At 30.7% G+C, this 21,975-nt stretch carries 21 protein-coding genes; 14 read left to right on the top strand and 7 right to left on the bottom strand.

What is annotated here, in order from left to right; all coding sequences use genetic code 11:
- Positions 1–5 precede the first annotated feature (5 nt).
- From Q0820_RS03435 to Q0820_RS03405, 7 genes are all read left to right on the top strand, one after another.
- Positions 6–1,100 (top strand): lactonase family protein, encoded by a 1,095-nt coding sequence (locus Q0820_RS03435; protein WP_298485109.1) that lies wholly within the window; start codon positions 6–8, stop codon positions 1,098–1,100.
- Positions 1,101–1,105: 5 nt separating this feature from the next.
- Entirely contained in the window at positions 1,106–1,657 is a 552-nt protein-coding gene (locus Q0820_RS03430) for a CopD family protein (protein WP_298485108.1), read from the top strand.
- Positions 1,658–1,809: 152 nt separating this feature from the next.
- Complete coding sequence (locus Q0820_RS03425; protein WP_298485443.1) at positions 1,810–3,219, top strand: ATP-binding protein; 1,410 nt, start codon at positions 1,810–1,812, stop codon at positions 3,217–3,219.
- A gap of 11 nt (positions 3,220–3,230) precedes the next feature.
- Positions 3,231–4,013: an enoyl-CoA hydratase-related protein gene (locus tag Q0820_RS03420; RefSeq protein WP_298485106.1), complete on the top strand. Its 783-nt coding sequence runs from the start codon at positions 3,231–3,233 to the stop codon at positions 4,011–4,013.
- A 23-nt stretch (positions 4,014–4,036) separates the two neighbouring features.
- Positions 4,037–5,587: a hypothetical protein gene (locus Q0820_RS03415; RefSeq protein ID WP_298485105.1), complete on the top strand. Its 1,551-nt coding sequence runs from the start codon at positions 4,037–4,039 to the stop codon at positions 5,585–5,587.
- 60 nt (positions 5,588–5,647) lie between these two features.
- Positions 5,648–6,718 (top strand): PA0069 family radical SAM protein, encoded by a 1,071-nt coding sequence (locus Q0820_RS03410; protein ID WP_298485103.1) that lies wholly within the window; start codon positions 5,648–5,650, stop codon positions 6,716–6,718.
- Positions 6,719–6,791: 73 nt separating this feature from the next.
- On the top strand, positions 6,792–7,496 hold the full coding sequence (locus tag Q0820_RS03405) for a DsbA family oxidoreductase (protein WP_298485101.1): 705 nt from the start codon (positions 6,792–6,794) through the stop codon (positions 7,494–7,496).
- On the opposite strand, the gene Q0820_RS03400 is transcribed toward Q0820_RS03405, so the two are convergent.
- The 3 genes from Q0820_RS03400 to Q0820_RS03390 all read right to left on the bottom strand — a co-directional run bounded on the left by Q0820_RS03400 (position 7,493) and on the right by Q0820_RS03390 (position 9,381).
- Entirely contained in the window at positions 7,493–8,152 is a 660-nt protein-coding gene (locus Q0820_RS03400) for an HD domain-containing protein (protein ID WP_298485099.1), read from the bottom strand. The two genes, Q0820_RS03405 and Q0820_RS03400, sit on opposite strands and share 4 nt — an antisense overlap.
- A gap of 11 nt (positions 8,153–8,163) precedes the next feature.
- Positions 8,164–8,904 carry a 1-acyl-sn-glycerol-3-phosphate acyltransferase gene (locus tag Q0820_RS03395; protein ID WP_298485097.1) on the bottom strand — a complete coding sequence of 247 codons (741 nt, stop codon included), beginning with the start codon at positions 8,902–8,904 and terminating at the stop codon, positions 8,164–8,166.
- A gap of 66 nt (positions 8,905–8,970) precedes the next feature.
- Positions 8,971–9,381 carry a BrxA/BrxB family bacilliredoxin gene (locus Q0820_RS03390; RefSeq protein WP_298485095.1) on the bottom strand — a complete coding sequence of 137 codons (411 nt, stop codon included), beginning with the start codon at positions 9,379–9,381 and terminating at the stop codon, positions 8,971–8,973.
- A gap of 124 nt (positions 9,382–9,505) precedes the next feature.
- Between Q0820_RS03390 and Q0820_RS03385 the strand changes: the two genes are divergently transcribed.
- The 4 genes from Q0820_RS03385 (at position 9,506) to Q0820_RS03370 (ending at position 13,000) form a co-directional block, all read left to right on the top strand.
- On the top strand, positions 9,506–10,243 hold the full coding sequence (locus Q0820_RS03385; protein WP_298485093.1) for a TerB family tellurite resistance protein: 738 nt from the start codon (positions 9,506–9,508) through the stop codon (positions 10,241–10,243).
- A gap of 9 nt (positions 10,244–10,252) precedes the next feature.
- The gene (locus Q0820_RS03380) at positions 10,253–10,837 is read left to right on the top strand and encodes a HupE/UreJ family protein (protein ID WP_298485091.1); all 585 of its coding nucleotides are present in this window, start codon (positions 10,253–10,255) and stop codon (positions 10,835–10,837) included.
- An 89-nt stretch (positions 10,838–10,926) separates the two neighbouring features.
- A complete protein-coding gene (locus Q0820_RS03375; protein ID WP_298485089.1) occupies positions 10,927–11,358 on the top strand; it encodes a dCMP deaminase family protein in 432 nt (143 codons plus the stop codon).
- 10 nt (positions 11,359–11,368) lie between these two features.
- Entirely contained in the window at positions 11,369–13,000 is a 1,632-nt protein-coding gene (locus Q0820_RS03370; RefSeq protein ID WP_298485087.1) for a S41 family peptidase, read from the top strand.
- Here the strand turns inward: Q0820_RS03370 and Q0820_RS03365 are convergent.
- Positions 12,997–13,200, bottom strand: coding sequence for a hypothetical protein (locus Q0820_RS03365; RefSeq protein WP_121064018.1), 204 nt, complete (start codon positions 13,198–13,200; stop codon positions 12,997–12,999). The two genes, Q0820_RS03370 and Q0820_RS03365, sit on opposite strands and share 4 nt — an antisense overlap.
- Positions 13,201–13,211: 11 nt before the next feature.
- The gene (locus Q0820_RS03360; RefSeq protein WP_298485084.1) at positions 13,212–13,790 is read right to left on the bottom strand and encodes a MarC family protein; all 579 of its coding nucleotides are present in this window, start codon (positions 13,788–13,790) and stop codon (positions 13,212–13,214) included.
- Between the two features lie 112 nt (positions 13,791–13,902).
- On the opposite strand from Q0820_RS03360, the gene Q0820_RS03355 reads away from it, so the two are divergent.
- Complete coding sequence (locus Q0820_RS03355; RefSeq protein WP_298485083.1) at positions 13,903–14,475, top strand: DUF3109 family protein; 573 nt, start codon at positions 13,903–13,905, stop codon at positions 14,473–14,475.
- On the opposite strand, the gene Q0820_RS03350 is transcribed toward Q0820_RS03355, so the two are convergent.
- Positions 14,465–16,396, bottom strand: a complete 1,932-nt coding sequence (locus Q0820_RS03350) for a tetratricopeptide repeat protein (RefSeq protein ID WP_298485082.1) — start codon at positions 16,394–16,396, stop codon at positions 14,465–14,467. The genes Q0820_RS03355 and Q0820_RS03350 overlap by 11 nt on opposite strands.
- A 20-nt stretch (positions 16,397–16,416) precedes the next feature.
- Positions 16,417–17,151 carry a LytTR family DNA-binding domain-containing protein gene (locus Q0820_RS03345; RefSeq protein ID WP_298485080.1) on the bottom strand — a complete coding sequence of 245 codons (735 nt, stop codon included), beginning with the start codon at positions 17,149–17,151 and terminating at the stop codon, positions 16,417–16,419.
- Between the two features lie 1,109 nt (positions 17,152–18,260).
- On the opposite strand from Q0820_RS03345, the gene Q0820_RS03340 reads away from it, so the two are divergent.
- Entirely contained in the window at positions 18,261–19,247 is a 987-nt protein-coding gene (locus Q0820_RS03340) for a ribonucleotide-diphosphate reductase subunit beta (protein ID WP_298485078.1), read from the top strand.
- A 134-nt stretch (positions 19,248–19,381) separates the two neighbouring features.
- Positions 19,382–21,874, top strand: a complete 2,493-nt coding sequence (locus Q0820_RS03335) for a ribonucleoside-diphosphate reductase subunit alpha (RefSeq protein WP_298485076.1) — start codon at positions 19,382–19,384, stop codon at positions 21,872–21,874.
- The last annotated feature ends 101 nt before the right edge of the window (positions 21,875–21,975 follow it).

The following is a 21,975-nucleotide window of genomic DNA, read 5'->3' as shown; positions in this document are numbered from 1 at the left end:
TTTGTATGAAACAAGGAAACTTATTACTGATTCTATGTAGCTTATTTATATTCATTTCTTGTAAAGAAGAAAGTAGTAAACTTTTTGTTGGAACCTTTACACAAGCCGGAAGCGAAGGCTTATACAGTTATTCTTTTAACCCAAAAACAGGAGAGCTAAACAATAAAAAATTAGAAGCAGAGATAAAAGATCCATCTTTTTTAACAATATCTAATAATAAAAAGTACTTGTATGTTATTAAAAGAACAGAAGAGTTTAAGGATTCTAAGGGAGCTATAATTGCATATAAAATAAAAGAAGATGGGATAGAAGAAATTAATACTATTGGTACTGGTGGCGGCTACCCTTGTCATGTAGGAGTTTCTAAAAAAGGAGATTTTTTAGCAGCTTCTTGTTACTCAGATGGTAGTTTGTCTATTTATAAATTAGCAGAAAATGGTTCTTTAAGGTCTAACCCACAGTATATTAATCATAAAATACTAGACAGTATAAAAAAAGCAAAGGCTCATGCCTCTATCTTTACACCAGACGGATTATTTACCGCAGACTTGGGCTTAGATGCGGTTAAAAGATACCAGTATGATGGCGAAAAATTTGTTCCAGGAAAGCAGCCATCTTTAAAATTTACAGATGGGGCAGGACCAAGACATTTTAAATTTAGTGCGGATAAAAAATTTCTATATGTAATAAACGAGTTAAATTCTACCATAACCCTTTTAAGTAAAAATGAAGACGGAGAATATATAACTAAAGAAACAAAACTAACTTTAGATAAAGATTATAAAGGAAAAAATTCTTGTGCAGACATTCACCTATCTAAAGATGGTAAATTTTTATACGGTTCTAATCGTGGAGAAAATACTATTGTAATTTTTAAGATAGATAAAGAAACAGGTAAATTAACATTGGTGGGGAGAGAAAGTGTTCATGGAGATTGGCCAAGAAACTTTGCTATAGACCCTAGTGATAAATTTGTATTAGTTGGAAATAGAAAAACAAATAATATTACTGTTTTTAAAAGAGATATAGAAAAAGGGACTCTAAACTTTTTGCATGACGTAAAAATACCAAGTCCTGTTTGCCTAGAATTTTTAGAATAAAGAGTATGCAAGAATATTATAATTACATAAAATCTTTACATCTCATATTTGTGATTACGTGGTTTGCTGGTTTGTTCTACATTCCAAGACTATTTATATACCATATAGAAGCATGGCAAAAGCCATCTCCAGAAAAGGAGATATTAACAAAGCAATTAAAATTAATGACTAAAAGGTTATGGTATATTATTACTTGGCCTTCTGCTGTTTTGTGTGTTTTATTTGCAATTTGGTTGTTACTATTAATGCCAAGTTGGTTACAACAACCTTGGATGCATATTAAGTTAGGATTTGTAGTATTACTAATTCTTTATCATTTAAAAAACCATCAAATCTTTAAGCAACTGCAAAGAGATGAGGTAAATTATACTTCAAGATATATGCGTATTTGGAATGAAGGTGCCACATTAATTTTATTTGCAATAGTATTTTTAGTTATTTTAAAAAGTACTTTTAATTGGGTTTTTGGAGTGGTAGGTATTATTTTTTTAGGAGTTTTATTAATGTTGGGCATTAAACTATATAAAAATATACGTAATAAAAATCCTAATGCTTAAAATAGGGTGTTGGCTTAACTTTTGATGTATCTTACATATAGCAAAAGGTAAATAAAATCTAATTTTAGGCCTTGTCTATATTCCTTATCTTTAACATTAAATAAGTTACATTGCTTAAAAAATTCTCTCTTAGGTCTCGTATTTTTGTTTCTATGATATTGCTGGTGCTCATAGCATCTGTACTAATTGCAGGAATTACTATTTACCAGTATAGAGAACAGTCTAAAGATTACCATGAGGTACGTTTAGAACGTAAAGAACAACAGCTAAAACAGAGTGTTAATTACACCCTACAACGTACAACTTATCCTATTACAACAGAAAATTTAGCTAATATTTTTAAAGAAGAAATTTATCAGATTGCAGATGTGCAAAATGTAAATTTTAATATTTATGATTTAGAAGGCGGACTTATTAAAAGTTCTAGACCAAAGTTTGAACAAGATTCTATTTCTAATTGTTTAGATGCACATATCCTTAATAAATTGGACATATCTATAGATAAAAGGTTTGTAGAAGAAAATTCTGCCGCAGGAGATAAATACCAAGCGTCTTATACCTATATAACAGATTATCAATTTAAACCAATTGGTATATTAAATTTGCCATATTTTGAGGATAATACTCTTAATGATATGGAGCTTAGAGAGTTTTTAATGCGTTTAGGAGGGGTTTATTTGGTAATGCTCCTAATGGCAATTGGGTTAGCTTATTTTATTTCTAAATACATAACTAGATCGTTAGAAACAATTTCTAACATGATGAGTAAAACAGATTTGACAAAGCGTAATGAAAAGATTTTTATAGAAAGTCCAGGAGAAGAAATGGATAATGTAATTGCTTCTTATAACGCTATGATTGATGAGTTAGAGATAAGTGCAGTAAAATTAGCAAAAAGTGAAAGAGAACAAGCCTGGAGAGAAATGGCAAAACAGGTTGCACATGAAATAAAAAACCCACTAACACCAATGCGCTTAACCGTGCAAAGTTTTGAGCGAAAGTTTAACCCAGACGATCCAAAGATAAAACTTAAATTAGAAGAGTATTCTAAAACTTTAATACAACAGATAGATACTATGAGTAGTATTGCATCGGCCTTTTCTAATTTTGCCGAAATGCCTGCACAGCAAAATGAAACCTTAAATGTGGTTAAGATTGTAAAATTAGCTCTAGATATTTTTAATAAAGATTATATTCATTTTATATCCGAAGAAAAAGAAATTATTGCAAAATTAGACCGTACACAGTTAATAAGAGTAATTACTAATTTGGTTAAAAACGCAATACAAGCTGTTCCAGAAGTTGCATCTCCTAGAATTTTAGTATCCATGGCTTCCGAAGAGACTTATGTTAAAATTATGGTAGCAGACAATGGTATAGGAATATTAGATGAAAATAAAGATAAAATATTTGAACCTAAGTTTACTACAAAAACTAGCGGAATGGGGCTAGGCTTAGGAATGGTAAAAAATATTGTAGAGTCTTATAAAGGGACTATAGATTACACATCCCAGCCAGGAAAAGGAAGCGTTTTTACAGTAAAATTCCCAAAAGAAATTTAAAAAACTAAACTATGTCATACAACACAATTTTAGTAGAACAAGAACAATTTATTGCAGAAATTACAATTAATAGACCAAGTAAATTAAATGCACTAAATAAGGAAACTATAAAAGAGTTATCTACAGCTTTAAAAGCCCTAGATAAAGATAAAAGTATAAAAGGAATTATCTTAACAGGCAGTGGCGATAAAGCATTTGTTGCTGGGGCAGATATTTCTGAATTTGCAAATTTTTCAAAAAAAAAGGGAGCTGCTTTAGCTAAAGAAGGACAAGAAACTCTTTTTAGTTTTATTGAAGAAATGAAAACGCCAGTTATAGCAGCGGTTAATGGTTTTGCTTTAGGTGGCGGATTAGAACTTGCAATGGCGTGCCATTTTAGAGTAGCTAGTGATAATGCTAAAATGGGATTACCAGAAGTTTCTTTAGGGGTTATTCCTGGGTATGGTGGTACACAAAGGTTGCCACAACTTATAGGTAAAGGTAGAGCGTTAGAATTAATAATGACAGCTGCTATGATAGATGCCACCAAAGCATTGCAATATGGTTTAGTTAATTATGTGGTTACACAAGAAGAGTTACTACCATTATGTAATAAAATTGCAAATAAAATTGCAAATAATTCTCCAGTAGCTATTGGGCATGCAATAAAAGCAGTAAATGCTGGTTTTAATACTACTTTAGATGGGTATAAAACTGAAATTAAAGCCTTTGGCGAATGTTTTGGTACAGCCGATTTTAAAGAAGGGACTACCGCTTTCTTAGAAAAAAGAAAAGCCGATTTTCCTGGTAAATAAAACACTCTAAAATCCGTTTTCTTATGTATAAAAAAATCATTTTTGTACTATTAATACATTGTAGCTTTAGTTTGGTTAAGGCACAAGAAATACCTGTAAATTACAGTCTTGGAGAAAATTATAACGATAGGTATAAATATTCTACTGTGTTGTCTTTTGATAATGATGCCAAGGATCAGAGTATTATTGTAAGAAAATATTATGGTGGTGTTTTGTTAAGAGCAAAAGGGCATTTTATAGAAGTTTATGATGCCAACTTAAATCTAGTACAGGACTATAATTATAAATACTCTGCCATGCATATGGTAGATGGTTTTGTGCGTAACGGACAATTATATTTATTAGAATTAAAATATGATTATAGGAAAGAAGCCTATGATTATATTATTCACCAAAGCCCTTTGGACGATTTTAATTTTACGGAAAGAGTTTTATTATCTATCCCATCAAAAGAAGTTTCTAATCCACTTGCGGTAAATAAATATAATAGAAACTTTAGTAACGGTTTTTCTACGGCAGTTCATTTTAATGATAAAAAAACAGCTTTTGCAATTACGGTACAGCATAGAGATGGTAAAAAAGTAATTTATGATATGCACCTTTTTGGAACCGATTTAAAAAAGCATATTACGTATGATTTTACTGCTGCTACAGAAGAGAAAAATTATGCTTTTGAAAATATAGAAATAGCACCAGACTATAAAACCGTATATTTTTCTGGAAAAGCATATTTTAAGAAAAGAAGGTTTGATGTTAAGGAGCGTAGATTTCAATATGAAGTAGTGCGTGTTACTAATGAGGCACATAAAATACAAGAATTTATTGATGCTGGTAAATATCCAGAATCTTTGAAGCCTATACGAATAGGAGAAAATATAGTAGTAGTAGGTTTTTATGCAGATCGTAAGGATAATAGATATAATGGTTTATGTTATTATAAGTTACATGGTTTGTCCTTAGATATACAATCCAAAAAATACAATGCTTTCTCAGAACAATTTATGGTAGATAAATTTGGTAGAGAGGTAGATGCCGAAATAAAAAACTTAATATTTAAAAGTATTCATATTACACCGCAGAACGATTTACTTTTTAGTGCAGAAGAATATTTTGTTACCAAAGGTATGGATGCAACCTCTACAGGAACACGTTTAGAGGTAGAACGTTTTCATTATAATGACATTGTTTGTGCAAAGTTAAATGCAGAGGGTACAATGGTTTGGGCTCGTAATATAAACAAGGCAGAAGTAACCCAAGGAGATGCTGCATATGCTTCTTACACAGCGTATGGTAAAGAGAATACGATGTTCTTTTTTATTAATTCTGGTGAGAACCCTCAAAAAATGAGCAATAATAGAATTTTGTTTAAGCAAGGGTTTAGTAGAAACCCAAATTTATTTGTTATTCAAGTAAGTCCTAAAGGAGATTTATCGTATAAAAAATTAGTGGACGATAAAGACGTTCGTTTACCAATTATGGTTTCTAGACCATTAATTAATAGTGCAGATAATGAACTATTATTTTATGCTAAAAGAGGAAATAGAAAGCAATTGGTTAAAGTAACGGTAGAATAATAGATTTTTTTATTTTATTATTGGAATTTTTACATAATTTTGGAATAAATCCAAAATTTAATGTCCAAAAATTATCTTAAAGGGAGAGGTGCGCAGCAGAATAAAACCAATAAATTTTCGGAATTTATTTATGAAACCAGAAATGATTTTCTAGAATTTTGCAGAATAGAAGGGGAGCAAGCCAATAAAAATAAGACCCAATACATTCCTATTTTTCCTAAAACAATAATAAATAAAGTAACAAGCCCAGATATTGGGATGGCTTTTTCTATGAACCCATATCAGGGTTGCGAGCATGGTTGTATTTATTGTTATGCAAGAAATACGCATGAGTATTGGGGATATAGCCCGGGTTTAGATTTTGAAAGAAAAATTTTAATAAAAGAGGATGCTCCAAAACTTTTAGAAGCAAAATTAAAAAGTAAACGTTGGGAGGCTAAAACTATAGTCTTATCTGGCAATACGGACTGTTACCAACCAGCAGAGAAAGAATATAAAATTACAAGAGCTTGCTTAAGGGTATTTTTAAAATATAAACACCCTGTTGGTATTATTACTAAAAATGCTTTAATACTCCGGGATTTAGATGTTCTAAAAGAACTTGCAAAAGATAATTTAATAGGCGTAAATATGTCCGTTACTTCTTTGTCTGAAGAAACAAGAAGAGTGTTGGAGCCAAGAACTACTACTATTAAAAAACGTTTGGAAGTAATTAGAATATTGTCAGAAAATAATATTCCAGTAAATGCAATGTTGGCTCCAATAATTCCTGGAATTAATAGTCATGAGATTTTAAATCTTGCTAAAGCGGTTTCACAAAATGGTGCTGTTTCTTTTGCGTTTACAGTAGTTAGATTAAATGGTGCAATAGGAGAAATATTTTCAGATTGGATTCATAAAACAATGCCCAATAAAGCTCAGAAAGTATTAAATCAAATTAAAGAATGTCATGGAGGCACTTTAAATGATAGTAGGTATGGAATAAGGTCTAAAGGAGAAGGAAAAATAGCAACCCAAATACATGATATGGTTCGTATTGCAAGGCAAACATATTTTAAGGATAAAAGTTTTCCAAAGCTAAATAGTAAATTGCATAAACAGTATAAAGATGGGCAAATGAGTTTGTTTTAATTAGTACTAAAAGTTGGTTGAAAGGTTAGTGTTCTATTTTCGACTATTTGCTAGAAAATATATTTTATTAAAAATGAAAGTAAGTATTTGGTCAGATATTAGATGCCCATTTTGTTATATAGGAAAAAGAAAATTTGAAGCCGCATTAGAAAAATTTCCTCATAAAGAAGAGATAACTGTAGAGTGGAAAAGTTTTGAGTTAGATCCTTATATAGAAACGAAGCTAAATGTAGATTATATAGAGCGTTTTATGGAAGCAAAAAACATAGACAAAGATACTGCTTTGGGTATGTTTGATCGTGTAACAGCCATGGCAAGTGAGGTGGGTCTTAATTTTAATATAGAGAAAGCAATAACAGCAAATTCATTAAATGCACACCGTTTATTACATTTTGCAAAAACAGAAAATAAAGCAGATGCTACAAAAGAGGCACTTTTAAAAGCACATTTAGAAGATGCCAAAAATATTGACGCTATAGATGTATTATTACAAATAGCAAATGAGGTTGGTTTAGATTCTGATAAGGTTAAAACGATGTTGTTATCTGATGCTTTAACGTATGAAGTAAGACAAGATGAATTGGAAGCAAGAAATTTAGGCATTAGCGGTGTTCCTTTCTTTGTACTAGACGGTAAATATGGACTCTCAGGAGCCCAACCAGAGGAAGTTTTTACGGAAGCTTTAGAAAATGCTTGGAAAAAACATGAGCAAGAACAACTAACCATATTAAATACGGGAGAAGGAAATGCTTGCGATTTAGATGGTAATTGTGATTAAGATTCTCCTTGCCATTCGGCATTAAATTGAGATAAAAATTGAAGCATAAATGAATGCCTTTGTTCAGCAATTTTTTTGCCAGAGGAGGTATTCATTTTGTCTTTTAATAAAAGTAGTTTCTCGTAGAAATGATTAATTGTTGGGGCATTAGATTTTTTATATTCCTCTTTGGTCATATTTAGATTAGGAGGAATATCTGGATTATAAAGAGCTCTATTTTTAAAACCACCATAATTAAATGTCCTTGCAATACCAATAGCCCCAATGGCATCTAAACGGTCCGCATCTTGCACTACTTGTAATTCTAAAGAGTTAAATCTCTCTTTATTTGTTTCTAAAGAAGATTTAAAAGAAATGTTCTCTATAATTTTAACCACATGGTGTATTACTTCTGGAGTAACCTTTTTAGAATGTAAAAAATCGCTGGCTATTTTAGGGCCAATACTTTCATCGCCATTATAAAATTTAGCATCTGCAATATCATGTAACAAAGCACCAAGAGAAACAATAAGCATATCTACCCTTTCTTCTTTTGCTATTAGTAGGCTGTTTTTGTAAACACGTTCTATATGAAACCAATCATGTCCGCCTTCGGCACCATCTAAAGTTTTTTTTACAAAGGCAATGGTTTCTTGTATTATGTTTTCATCTTTCAAAATAGGATACTTTATGCTTTAAAAGAATGTACGCCTTGTGCAATAGTCTTTTCTATTGTAGCAATTAAATCATCAATATTACCTTCTATTTCTAACGGTTTGTGTACATCTATAGTAATGTGGCTACCTAGACCATTAGGAAACTTACCATACCGTAACATTTTCCATGAATCGTTTACACTAATAGGTACTATTAATGCGGAGGGTGCTTTTTTAATTAATATTTTGAGTCCCATAGTTTGGAACTTTTTTGGGTGCCCAGTTCTACTACGAGTACCTTCGGGGAATATTACAGCACTTCGGTTATGCTCTTCTATATAAGAGCCTAGTTTTGCAATTTCTTTAATAGCTTGTTTCCCATCGTTACGATCTATAAGAACAGAACCACCATGTTTTAAATTGTAAGAAACACTAGGAATACCTTTTCCTAATTCTTTTTTGCTAACAAACTTTGGATGATGTTTACGCATCCACCAGCTTATAGGAGAAATCTCATACATGCTTTGGTGGTTAGATACTATTATTAAAGGTCTGTTTGTTGGTATGTTGTAAGGATTGTTAAACGTATATGTTGTGCCTATAATATGGGTGCATCTTATTAAACATAAATTAAAGTAGTTTACACTAATACTATGAGCTTTATAACCAAATACATTGAAACAAATCCATTGAATTGGTTGAAAAACCAATAAAATAAGCATAAAAAAGAATGCAAATATTGGAGTTAGTATGTAGGCAAAAAATTTTCCCATAGTGTAAAAATAAAAAAACCGCTCTTTACAAAAGAGCGGTTTTAAAAATAATGTTTTTATTATTTTTTAGCAAAACTCATTATAAGCTTGCGCAAGGTTTTCAGCAATCATTTGTGCTGGTCTTCCTTCAATATGATGGCGCTCTATCATATGAACCAATTCTCCGTCTTTAAAAAGTGCCATAGATGGCGAAGATGGAGGAAAAGGAATCATTAAATTTCTAGCAGCATCAACAGCTTCTGTGTCTACCCCAGCAAATACAGTTACTGTATGGTCTGGTTTTTTGTCATTTTGTAAACTCATTTTTGCAGCAGGCCTAGCATTTGCAGCAGCACATCCACATACTGAATTTACAACCACTAAAGTGGTGCCTTTTTTTGCTATTGCACCCTCTACTTCTTGGGCCGTATATAATTCTTGAAAACCAGCAGATGCTAAGTCTTCTCTCATTGGTTTAACTAATTCCGCAGGATACATAATATCTTAATTTTATTTATTAATACAAAGATAACCAATTTGTCGTACTTGGTTAATTTTCATTACGGTTCGTTTATTTAAATTTTTTATGCTAATACCATATCTTTGAAAAAAATAATAGATTATGATTAAGTGGTTTGCTGCCATTCTAGGATATTTCTTCTTAAGATACCCAGGAGCAATTTTAGGGTTTTTTGTTGGTAGCTTCATAGATAATGTAAGTTCTAATAAAGGAGGGGGTAATACTGTTTTTAGTGACTTAACAAGACAAAAAGTGTCTCCAGCAGATTTTGAACTTAATTTACTCTCTTTATGTTCTATTGTAATTAAGGCCGATGGTAAAATCTCGCAAACAGAAATGGATTATGTGAGACAATACTTTGTAAGTACTTACGGTAAAGAAAAAGCAAATGCAATTTTTAGAACTTTTAATGATGTTAATAAGAAACACGAAATATCTGCACAACGTATTTGTAGTTTTTTAAACCAAAGAACTAGATATGAAGTTCGCTTGCAATTAATACATTTCTTATTTGGTATTGCAAAGGCCGATGGGAATGTTAGTAATCCTGAGGTTGCTAAAATAAAAGAAATTGCAGGATATTTAAGAATAAGTGCTACAGATTTTGAGAGCATTAAAGCAATGTTTTTCTCTTCTTCGGATAACGCCTATAAAATTTTAGAAATTTCTAAATCTGCTAGTGATGATGCTGTAAAAAAAGCATACCGTGCTATGGCAAAAAAATACCATCCAGATAAAGTAATCACAGAAAATGAGGCCATTAAAAAGGGTGCCGAAGAGAAATTTAAAAGGGTTCAAAAAGCCTATGAAGATATTCAAAAAGAAAGAGGAATTAACTAAAGAAAACTTATGCAAGAATTTTTGTTTTACACAAAGTTGGGTTTAGAGCATGTGTTAGATTTTTCTGCGTATGATCATATTCTTTTTTTAGCTGCTTTAGCACTTCCTTTTACCTTTAAAAATTGGAAAAATGTTTTGTTATTAGCTACTATTTTTACCGTTGCGCATTGTACATCATTAGTTCTTTCTGTATATGAAATTGTTGTTTTTGATGTCAGTTTTATAGAGTTTCTAATACCTGTTACTATTTTTATAACAGCAGTTTTTAATATATTCTACACCAATACTATTAAAAAGGAACAGAGCATATTATTGCACTTAATTGCAACTGCTTTTTTTGGTTTAATACACGGTTTTGGTTTCTCTAACTATTTTAAAATGTTATTATCTGGAGAAGAAGAAAAAGTATCTCCTTTATTAGGTTTTGCATTAGGAATAGAGCTTTCGCAGTTAATTATAGTAATAACAGTTTTGTTAATAGCTTTAATTATACAGGACAAACTAAAAGTAAAACAACAAAATTTTGTAGTTGTAGGTTCTATCATAATATTATTAATTACAGTACCAATGTTAATAAACACTTTTCCTTGGTAAGGTTTGTTAAATTTAACTATAATAGGCTGTTGTTGTTTTATAAAGCAGGTATCTTAGTGTTTTACCTAGATAAGAATAAGAAGTTTTAAATGATTAAGACAAAACAAGAGAAATATGATAAGGCCTATTTGCGTATGGCAAAAGAATGGGGTTTATTATCTAATTGCGAGCGTAAAAAAGTAGGAGCAATTATTGTTAAGGATAGAATGATAATTTCTGACGGTTATAACGGAACACCAACAGGGTTTGACAATGTTTGCGAAGATGAAGAAGGCTATACCAAATGGTATGTTTTACATGCAGAAGCAAATGCAATATCTAAAGTAGCCTCTTCTACACAATCTTGCAATGGAGCTACATTATATATAACGCTATCTCCTTGTAGAGAATGTAGTAAATTAATCCATCAATCTGGGATAAAACGTGTTGTATACCAAAATGCATATAAAGATGATTCTGGTCTTAAATTTTTAGAAAAAGCAGGGGTAGAATTAGTGCATATGCCAGAAATTTCTAACTAAGAAAAAAATAATGAAACGTATAAATACCTATTTATGGCCAACTATTATTGCAGCTGCCTTAGCAATAGGAATTTTTCTTGGTGGTAAACTTAATTTTAACGACTCTCCAGAACGTCTTTTTACCACAAATTCTAAAAAAGACAAATTAAATAGGTTAATAGACTATATAGATTATGAATATGTAGATGATATTAACACAGATAGTATCGTAGATATTACCGTAAATAATATTTTAGAAAAGTTAGACCCACATTCTGTATACATTCCTAAAAAAGAAATGAGTCGTGTTGCAGATAACATGAAAGGAGATTTTGTTGGTATTGGCATTAACTTTTATGCCTATAAAGACACAATTTCTGTAATACGAACTATAGATAATGGCCCTAGCTTTAAAAAAGGAATAAAAGCGGGAGATAGAATATTAATGGCAGATTTGGATACACTTTATGGAAAAAACCTAGGAAGTGGCACCATTGTAGAAAAACTGAAAGGGAAAAAAGGAACTATTGTAAATTTAAAAGTTTACAGAAAAGAAGAAAATAAAGTTTTTGATGTTAAAATTAAAAGAGATTTAGTCCCTATTAAAAGTGTAGAGGCGTATTATATGCTTACAGATGATATGGGCTATATAAAAGTTAATCGTTTTGCAGAAACTACATATAAAGAATTTGAAGCTGCTTTAAAGGATTTAACAAAACAAGGGGCTAAAAAGCTTACGTTAGATTTAAGAGATAACCCAGGGGGTTATTTAGGTGTTGCCGAAGAAATGGCAGATGAATTTTTAAAAGACGGCAAGCTTATTTTATTTACAAAAAATAAGAAAGGAAAAATAGATAAGATTTTTGCTTCTGAAAAAGGAGAGTTTGAAGATAAACCGGTGTATGTATTAATTAATGAACGCTCCGCATCTGCAAGTGAAATTATTGCAGGCGCATTACAAGATAATGATATTGGAACTATAGTAGGAAGAAGGTCTTTTGGAAAGGGATTAGTACAAAGAGAAATGGAATTAGGAGATGGTTCTGCTGTTAGGCTAACCGTTTCTAGATACTACACACCCACTGGTAGAAGTATTCAAAAAACGTATAAAAACGGAAATAAAGATTATTATAAAAAGTTTACAGAACGTTATAGTAATGGGGAATTAATGTCTGCAGATAGTATAAAAGTAGCCGATTCTCTAAAATTTAAGACCCCTAAAGGGAAAATAGTTTATGGAGGTGGCGGTATAATTCCAGATATTTTTGTGCCAATAGGAACTAATGAGGAGGAAGCTTTAAAAAGTATGGATAGTTACGGCATACTATCCTATTTTGTTTTTGAGCATTTAGATGAGGATCGTAAAAGGTATGAAGACTATACCCAACAGGAATTTATTAGGGACTACAAAGTAGATGATATACTTTTTGAAAATTTTGTAGAGTACGCTATGGCTAGAAATCTAAAAATGAATTTTTATGATTTTGAGGATAGTGTAAAATTGTATTTAAAGGCTGCGTTAGCAGAACAATTATACAATGCTAATATTTACGCTAAAATTAAAAGCACGAAAGATGCTATGTTGCTTAAAGTATTAGATTTAGACAGTCCTGCCTTATTACAAGAAACAGAGGTTGAGGTAAATGATAAGGAGGGTAATTAACCTTCGTTTATCTTCTTTTGTATTTTTTTACTAGTGTTAAAAACTAAAATTAATAGTATGGCAATTAGAGCGGCCATAATACCTATTAGTGCAATAATACTATTTCCTTCAAACACATTATTAAAATCTATTAAAGTTACATTATATGCAATAAGTGCAATTGCTAAAACAATTAAAACTATAGATAAGGTCTTGTTCATTTTTACTTTTTTTAAAATAACTGGTTAATATTAGCTGCAAATAACTTAACCGCAATAGCCAGTAAAATTACACCAAATACTTTTCTAATTACATTAATACCATTACTGCCTAAAATATGTTCTATACGTTTAGACGATTTTAAAACAATGTATACAAATATAATATTTATGAAAATGGCTATAATAATATTTTCTACATGAAACTCTGCTCGTAAAGAAAGTAAAGATGTCATAGTACCAGCACCAGCAATTAACGGGAATGCAATAGGAACAATAGAAGCACTTTCTGGCGCATCATCTTTATAAAGACTTATACCTAGTATCATTTCTATGGCTAAGAAAAATAATATAAAAGACCCAGCTACAGCAAAGGAGTTTACATCTATACCAATTAAGTTTAATATTTCTTCTCCAATAAAAAGAAAAGCAATCATAATTAAAGTGGCAACAATAGACGCTTTTTCGGATTGTATATGCCCAACCTTATTACGTAATCCAATTATAATAGGAATACTCCCAATGATATCTATTACTGCAAAAAGAATCATGCCAGAAGTAACAATTTCTCTAAAATCAAAATTAAAAGTCATATCATAAAAATATTTGGTCAAATGTACGTTTATTATCAAATTCTAGATGTTAAGTCTTAAATAAACTAAAAGAATTTATAAGAAAACGTATCTTGGCACTTTATTAAATTGTATGTTTCAAATAGGTAAAACCATAGTATCTGAAGAGATAATAGAGAACGATTTTGTTTGCAATCTTAATGCCTGCAAAGGACAATGTTGTATTGATGGTGAGGCAGGAGCTCCCATTGCAGATAATGAGACCGAAATAATGGTGGATATTTATAGCAAAGTAAAACCTTATTTACGCTCTGAAGGTGTTATAGAAATAGAAAAACAAGGGGCTTTTATAAAAGGGGAAGATGGCGAATGGGAAACCCCTCTAGTAAATGGAAGTGAATGCGCATACGTAATTTTTGACGATAAAAAGATTGCTAAATGTGGTATTGAAGAGGCGTATAATGATGGTGTTATAGATTGGAAAAAACCGGTATCCTGTCATTTATATCCAGTTAGAGTAAAAGAGTATACAGAACTAACAGCTGTAAACTATCATAAATGGGAAATTTGTGACCCTGCTTGCGCTTTTGGAGACGAATTAAAAGTGCCAATTTATAAATTTGTAAAAGAGTCTTTAGTACGTAAATTTGGAGAAGCATGGTATGCAGAGCTAGAAGAGGTAGCAAAAGAACATACTAGAAAGTAGGTATGTGTAATATTACTTGAGTTCCAGAAGAATTTTTATTTTCATCATATAAATCTATAATGTCAAGACTAAATGAGTTTTGATATTCTCTAGAGAAATTTGTTAATCTTTCTTTGGTTATATCTATCCCAATAGATTTTCTTTTAAGAACCTTATTCTTTTTAATTTTTTCGGCAACTGCTCTTCCAACTCCATTGTCTGTAATTTCTATGTGTATAAAACCTTCATTACATTTACGAACATTTAACTGTATTTTTTTTTCTCCTTCCTTAGAAGAAAGTCCGTGCCAAAGTGCATTTTCTAAGAAAGGTTGTAATATTAACGACGGTATTTTTATGGTATGTGTATCAATATCCTCAGCAATAGAAATGTTAAAATTAATCTCATTAGAAAACCTAATATTTTCAATATTCATATATAAGTCTACTGTTTCTAACTCTTCTGCTAAAGGAATTTCTTTTAATGAAGATGCTTCTAATATTTTACGAACCAGTTTAGAAAACTTGTTTAAATAGTGTACCGCATTCTTTTTCTCATTATTTATAATATATAGTTTAATAGAATTTAAGGAGTTAAAAAGAAAATGAGGGTTCATTTGGCTTCTTAACATAGTTTGTTCTAGGGTAAGAAGTTTTTTCTCATTTTTTAATTGGTATTGCCTATAAAGTATAAAGAAAATGCCAGCAAGTAGCGTTAGTGCAAAAGCACTAATTAGTAAGGTGGTTTTGTTTTTTCTTAATTTTAGTTTTACAATTTCATTTTCCTTGGCTAGTACTTCAATTTGGCTGCTTTTCTTTTCGGTATCATACCTAATAATCATATCATTTACATAGCGTAAATTTCTATCGTTTGTTATTTCTTCATCAAAAGCCTGTGCTACTTTATAATATTCTAAAGCCTTTTTATGCTTTCCTTGTTTGTTATATAAATCTGACAAGTTCAAGTTTGCCTTAATTACACCGCTAGGCAGGTTATGTTTCTTTGCCAATTGCAAACCTGTTAGCATATTCTTTTCTGCATCTTTATAATTTTTAATATGCATTAATGCGGTTCCTAAATTTATATGAACAGCAGAGGTTACATATTGATCTCCTAAGGATTTAGAATCAATTAAGGTAGGTTCTAAAATAGCAATAGCTTCTTTTATTTTTTCTTGTTTTATATTTATTTGAGCTATGCTATTCTTGCAAATAATTAAGCCCATTGCGTTATTTATTTTTTTGTTATAATAAAGCGATGTTTTAAAGTTTTCTAAGGCCGCATTTAAATTTAATTGCGACTCTTGGCATTCTCCAATGTTTTGATGGTTTATTGCAATACCTAGCTCATTACCCAATTCTTTTTCTAAAAGCATAGATTTTTCAAATTGTTTAATGGCTAAATCATACTGCTCTAGTGTTTGGTAAATATTACCTATTCCATTTAAAGAAACATTAATACTCCTTTTTAAACCATCTGATGGGTTTTTTACTGTTTCGGCTAATTCTAGGGCTTCTTGGCTATAGTCTAAGGCTGTTTTAATAGCATCTGTTCTCCGGTATACAACACTAAGCATATTTAGACTAAATACTTTAAATTCTAAATTTTCATCTTTATTTGCAGCTTCTAATGCGCTATTGTGTAACGCAATTGCATTAGAAAATTGAGAATATGCCCTATACCTTCTTCCTAACTGATTTAGAGCATATGATTGTCCTATAAAATACCCTTTACTTTCTGCAGTATTTGCAAAATAACGCATGTGTACAGTGTCTTTTCTTTTAGGTCTTAATATTTTATCTATCTCTTTATAGGTTTTTGGCGCTGCTTTTATAAGACTATCACTTAAAGAAATAAATTCTGAAGATACTTCTTGTGTATAACTGCTAATAGTATAAAACAGAAGGAAGAAAAATATAAAAATTTGTTTAGACTGTAGCAAGGGTTATTGGTTTTGTAGGTTTATAACAAATCTAGAAAATCAGATTTTTTTTGTCTAGATACAGGTATTTTATGATTAGAATTTAAGATTACATACCCATCGGTTTTTAAAAATTCTTTGATTTTATTTAGGTTAATAATGTAGGAGTTATGAATTCTAAAAAATGTATCTGGGGGTAGTAACTCATTAACTTCTTTTAATTTTTTTGTAAGTACTATTTTTTGACCGTCTGTTAAAAAAATGGTGCTGTAATTCCCGTCAGATTCTGCATATAAAATTTCATTACTTTCTAAGAAAAGTAGTTTGCCATCTGTATTAAAAGTAATTTTTTTAGTATTTGTAGAGGAATTAAAATTTAGAAGAATTTTTTCTAATTTATCTACCGTTAAGTTTTTGGCATTAAATTTTTTTATTTTAACAATTGTTTCTTCTAAATCATCAGTATCTATAGGTTTTAGTAAATAATCCAAAGCCTCATTTTTTAAAGCTTTTATTGCATATTGATTATACGCGGTAGTAATTACAACAGGGAAGTTTTTATTTTGTAATTTTTGAATAAATTGAAAACCATCCATGGTTGGCATTTCTATATCTAAAAATAAACAGTCAGGAGTGTTTGTTTCTAAATAACTTAATGCTTTAAATGGATCGGTAAAAGAAGCCACTACATTAATTTCTTTACTAAAGTTTGTTAGCTCCCAAGATAAGCTTTGTAAGGCTTTAATTTCATCGTCTACAATTACAGCTTTTAGCATAGTTAAATATTGCGTTTATGTAAGGTAACCAAAAATATAATTATTGTTTAATTTATTATATAAATATGTATTAATGGTTTGTAATTAAGTGTAAATGGTAAAGAAGAATTTCTTATACTTAAAACGGACACGTTGGTCAGTAATAAACTACAAAAGTTAAATATCTTTTTTTTATTATTCCCATATATACAAAATTAATTACCATTCATACATTTCAAGAGTTGTATAATACCTATTAAAATATATTTGATAAACTTTTTAAGTTCTCCGAGTAAGTAATTGTAATTATATTTTAAAATGAAAAGGTGTCTTTTAATGTTTGTTTTTCTGCTTTCATTGTTGCTTTTTGCAGCTTTAGTTGATGATGATGACAAGAAATTACCTTTACAAAATAATGTATTAGGGGTAATTGAATTCAAAAAGTAAGTAAATAGTTGTAATCCTTCAGGATAAAATGCAGTTTTTGCATAATCTAAAATGGTTTCATTATATAGATATTAAACAAATTAGAACAGAAATTCTTTAAAATAGAAGGAAAAACCGTCTAAAAAGATAATTTAAATGTTATAATTTTGTAAATATTATTAATTAAAAATAATAATATTATTTAACTATATATTACCAATTTAAAAGTTACGGTTCTTAAGCATTTTTTAAAATTTTGCTGTACAGTGTATTATTATAATTAAAACCAAAACCAACCAGTTGGAAATTGGAATATTGTTGAGAATAGGTTTCGGGGGAACTACCTAAATCAGCTAAATTGTAATATTTATCTTTCATTAGTTGCATTGGGGAACCGTATTTTGGTAATAACTGGTTGTTAGGTCTTTACGTTAATAAGGAGTCCAATTTTAATAAACCAAAAAGTATAAAAATTTATACTTTTTGGTTTATTTTTTTAAGTCTATTTTTATTTCAAAAATCAATTCTTTGTAAAGGCTAATAAACATTACTAGTCAACATACATTTCAACATTGTGTGTTAAAAACTTTGTAACCATATTACTTAAATAGCCCTTAAAATATGGTGTTAATTTTACATCTTTGTTAGTCCGTAGCGGAAGGTTTTTTTCCTAGTTGTATAAAATATAAAAAGCACAAATTATTATGTCTGTATCCATTGAGCCCATTTTAGCCGAAAACAAAGATCGGTTTGTAATATTTCCAATTCAACATAATGATTTATGGGATTGGTATAAAAAGCAAGAGGCATGTATATGGACGGCAGAAGAAATAGATTTGCATGAAGACTTAACGGATTGGAATAATAAGTTAAGCAATGATGAGCGTTATTTTATAAAACATATTCTTGCATTTTTTGCTGCATCAGACGGTATAGTAAATGAAAATTTAGCAGAAAACTTTGTGAATGAAGTACAATATTCGGAAGCAAAATTTTTCTATGGTTTCCAAATAATGATGGAAAACATACATTCAGAAACATATTCTCTATTAATAGATACGTATGTTAAGGATGATAAGGAAAAAACAAAACTTTTTCAAGCAATAGAAAATTTTCCTGCAATTAAGAAAAAAGCCGATTGGGCTCTTAAGTGGATAGAGTCTCCAAGTTTTGCAGAGCGTTTAATTGCATTTGCAGCAGTAGAAGGTATTTTCTTTTCAGGTTCTTTCTGTTCTATATATTGGTTAAAAAAGAGAGGCCTTATGCCTGGTTTAACCTTCTCTAATGAATTAATTTCTAGAGATGAAGGTATGCACTGTGATTTTGCTGTTCATTTACACAACCATCATATTGTAAATAAAGTCCCAAAAGAAAGAATAAAAGAGATTTTAGTAGATGCTCTTACTATAGAAAGAGAGTTTATAACAGAATCTCTTCCTGTTAGTTTAATAGGAATGAATGCTAAGTTAATGACCCAGTATCTTGAATTTGTTACGGATCGTTTATTAGTAGAATTAGGATGCGATAAAGTATACAATTCTACCAATCCGTTTGATTTTATGGATATGATTTCCTTACAAGGAAAAACTAATTTCTTTGAAAAACGCGTTTCAGAATACCAAAAAGCTGGCGTGTTAAATACAGAGGATGATGAAGACTCTCAGAAAATTAGTTTCGACGCTGATTTCTGATGCATAAAACAACATTAATTTGTTGTTTTACACCCCATTATTTAATTATAAAACCTACAGTAAAAACTAATTAGGTTGGTTTAATGACCAATTGACCCTAATATTTAACGAACCATTTAAACCCTTGTAGCAATATGTATGTAGTAAAAAGAGACGGAAGAAAAGAACTAATAATGTTCGACAAAATTACAGCAAGAGTTCGTAAGCTTTGTTATGGACTAAATGCTTTAGTAGATCCACTTAAGGTGGCAATGCGAGTAATTGAAGGTTTGTATGATGGAGTAACAACTTCTGAACTAGATAATTTAGCAGCAGAAATTGCTGCAACAATGACTACAACGCATCCAGATTACGCAAAGTTAGCTGCGCGTATATCCGTATCTAATTTACATAAAAACACAAAAAAATCTTTCTCAGAGACAATGAAAGATTTATACTTGTATGTAAACCCTAGAACAGGTAAAGAAGCTCCGTTGTTATCTGATGAGGTTTTTAATGTTATATCTAAAAACGCTGAAAAATTAGATTCAACTATAATATATAACCGAGATTTTGGCTACGACTATTTTGGTTTTAAAACATTAGAGCGTTCGTATTTATTAAAAATAAATGGTCAAATTGCTGAGCGCCCGCAACACATGCTTATGCGTGTTTCTATTGGTATTCATTTAAACGATTTAGATGCAGCTATAGAGACGTATGAGTTAATGTCTAAAAAATATTTTACACACGCTACACCAACGCTTTTTAACTCTGGTACTCCAAAACCACAAATGTCTTCTTGTTTTCTTTTAGCAATGAAAGACGATAGTATAGATGGTATTTACGATACTTTAAAGCAAACAGCTAAAATATCTCAGTCTGCTGGTGGTATAGGGTTATCTATACACAATGTAAGAGCTACAGGGTCCTATATTGCAGGAACTAATGGTACATCTAATGGTATAGTGCCAATGTTACAAGTTTTTAATGATACTGCAAGGTATGTAGATCAAGGAGGAGGGAAACGTAAAGGTAGTTTTGCTATTTATATGGAGCCATGGCATGCCGATATTTTTGAGTTCTTAGACTTAAAAAAGAACCACGGTAAGGAAGAAATGCGTGCTCGTGATTTGTTTTATGCTATGTGGATTTCTGATTTATTCATGAAAAGAGTAGAAGGAAATGAGGATTGGACTTTAATGTGTCCTAACGAATGTCCTGGTTTATTTACAAAGCATAGTGAAGAGTTTGAAACCTTATACCTGAAATACGAAGCAGAAGGTAAAGGAAGAAAAACAGTTAAGGCTCGTGAACTATGGGAGAAGATATTAGAATCTCAAATAGAAACAGGAACACCTTATATGTTGTATAAGGATGCAGCTAACCGTAAGAGTAACCAAAAGAATTTAGGTACAATCCGTTCTTCTAATTTATGTACAGAAATAATGGAGTATACTTCTCCAGATGAGGTAGCTGTATGTAATTTAGCTTCTATTGCGTTGCCAATGTTTGTTAAAAACGGAGCGTTTGACCATAAAGAATTATTTAAAGTAACAAAAAGGGTTACAAAGAATTTAAATAAAGTAATAGACAGAAACTATTACCCAGTAAAAGAGGCAGAAAATTCTAATATGCGCCATAGGCCTATTGGTTTAGGAGTGCAAGGTCTTGCAGATGCGTTTATTATGTTGCGCATGCCTTTTACAAGTGATGATGCAAAAAAATTAAACCAAGAGATTTTTGAAACGCTTTATTTTGCAGCGGTAACTGCTTCAATGGAAATGGCAAAAGTAGAAGGAGCATATTCTACTTATGAAGGCTCTCCAATGTCACAGGGAGAATTCCAATACAATCTTTGGGGAATTAAAGATGAGGAACTTTCTGGAAGATGGAATTGGGAAAAATTAAGAAAAGATGTATTAAAGAATGGTGTTCGTAATTCTTTATTAGTTGCCCCTATGCCAACAGCATCTACTTCTCAAATATTAGGTAATAATGAGTGTTTTGAGCCGTATACTTCTAATATTTATACAAGAAGAGTACTATCAGGAGAGTTTATTGTAGTAAATAAACATTTATTAGAGGACTTGGTAGATTTGGGTATGTGGAATGAAAACATGAAGCAAGAACTAATGCGTGCAAACGGATCTATACAACATATAGAAACTATTCCTCAAGATATTAGAGATTTATACAAAACTGTATGGGAGTTAAGTATGAAGGATATTATAGACATGAGTCGTCATAGAGGTTACTTTATTGATCAAAGCCAGTCTCTAAACTTATTCATGGAGAATGCTAATTATTCTAAATTAACATCTATGCACTTTTATGCATGGAAGAGTGGTTTAAAAACAGGAATGTATTATTTGCGTACTAAAGCAGCAGTAGATGCAATTAAGTTTACGTTAGACAATACAAAGAAAAAAGAAGTACCTGTAAGTGTAGCTGCAGAAGCAGAGGTAACAGCTGCTACGCCAGCGCCAACAGCTGCAGAAGCAGTATCTATGGAGGTAAAAGCAGCAACTACGGTGGTGCAACCAGAGTTAGATGTGCAGCCATTAACTCCTGAAGAAATGAAAGAAATGATTGCGAGAGCTAAAGAAGGACAAGCTGATGATGATTGCTTAATGTGTGGTTCTTAACTACTATATATACTACAAGAAAAGCCCTAGTAAATTATTTACTAGGGCTTTTTTTATATAATTTATTTTAATAGTATAATATATACTAAATGCTACTATTT

The sequence above is a fragment of the uncultured Maribacter sp. genome, assembly GCF_947495965.1.
GTDB lineage: Bacteria > Bacteroidota > Bacteroidia > Flavobacteriales > Flavobacteriaceae > Maribacter_B.
Note: the sequence above shows the minus strand (reverse complement) of the source record. Positions and strands in the feature narration are given on the sequence as shown.

What these genes read in the sequence shown, in the direction of transcription:
- Q0820_RS03435 (WP_298485109.1), top strand. Translation starts at nt 6, where the DNA reads ATGAAACAAGGAAACTTATTACTGATTCTATGTAGCTTATTTATATTC.
- Q0820_RS03430 (WP_298485108.1), top strand. Translation starts at nt 1,106, where the DNA reads ATGCAAGAATATTATAATTACATAAAATCTTTACATCTCATATTTGTG.
- Q0820_RS03425 (WP_298485443.1), top strand. Translation starts at nt 1,810, where the DNA reads ATGATATTGCTGGTGCTCATAGCATCTGTACTAATTGCAGGAATTACT.
- Q0820_RS03420 (WP_298485106.1), top strand. Translation starts at nt 3,231, where the DNA reads ATGTCATACAACACAATTTTAGTAGAACAAGAACAATTTATTGCAGAA.
- Q0820_RS03415 (WP_298485105.1), top strand. Translation starts at nt 4,037, where the DNA reads ATGTATAAAAAAATCATTTTTGTACTATTAATACATTGTAGCTTTAGT.
- Q0820_RS03410 (WP_298485103.1), top strand. Translation starts at nt 5,648, where the DNA reads ATGTCCAAAAATTATCTTAAAGGGAGAGGTGCGCAGCAGAATAAAACC.
- Q0820_RS03405 (WP_298485101.1), top strand. Translation starts at nt 6,792, where the DNA reads ATGAAAGTAAGTATTTGGTCAGATATTAGATGCCCATTTTGTTATATA.
- Q0820_RS03395 (WP_298485097.1), bottom strand. Translation starts at nt 8,904, where the DNA reads ATGGGAAAATTTTTTGCCTACATACTAACTCCAATATTTGCATTCTTT.
- Q0820_RS03390 (WP_298485095.1), bottom strand. Translation starts at nt 9,381, where the DNA reads ATGTATCCTGCGGAATTAGTTAAACCAATGAGAGAAGACTTAGCATCT.
- Q0820_RS03385 (WP_298485093.1), top strand. Translation starts at nt 9,506, where the DNA reads ATGATTAAGTGGTTTGCTGCCATTCTAGGATATTTCTTCTTAAGATAC.
- Q0820_RS03380 (WP_298485091.1), top strand. Translation starts at nt 10,253, where the DNA reads ATGCAAGAATTTTTGTTTTACACAAAGTTGGGTTTAGAGCATGTGTTA.
- Q0820_RS03375 (WP_298485089.1), top strand. Translation starts at nt 10,927, where the DNA reads ATGATTAAGACAAAACAAGAGAAATATGATAAGGCCTATTTGCGTATG.
- Q0820_RS03370 (WP_298485087.1), top strand. Translation starts at nt 11,369, where the DNA reads ATGAAACGTATAAATACCTATTTATGGCCAACTATTATTGCAGCTGCC.
- Q0820_RS03365 (WP_121064018.1), bottom strand. Translation starts at nt 13,200, where the DNA reads ATGAACAAGACCTTATCTATAGTTTTAATTGTTTTAGCAATTGCACTT.
- Q0820_RS03360 (WP_298485084.1), bottom strand. Translation starts at nt 13,790, where the DNA reads ATGACTTTTAATTTTGATTTTAGAGAAATTGTTACTTCTGGCATGATT.
- Q0820_RS03355 (WP_298485083.1), top strand. Translation starts at nt 13,903, where the DNA reads ATGTTTCAAATAGGTAAAACCATAGTATCTGAAGAGATAATAGAGAAC.
- Q0820_RS03345 (WP_298485080.1), bottom strand. Translation starts at nt 17,151, where the DNA reads ATGCTAAAAGCTGTAATTGTAGACGATGAAATTAAAGCCTTACAAAGC.
- Q0820_RS03340 (WP_298485078.1), top strand. Translation starts at nt 18,261, where the DNA reads ATGTCTGTATCCATTGAGCCCATTTTAGCCGAAAACAAAGATCGGTTT.
- Q0820_RS03335 (WP_298485076.1), top strand. Translation starts at nt 19,382, where the DNA reads ATGTATGTAGTAAAAAGAGACGGAAGAAAAGAACTAATAATGTTCGAC.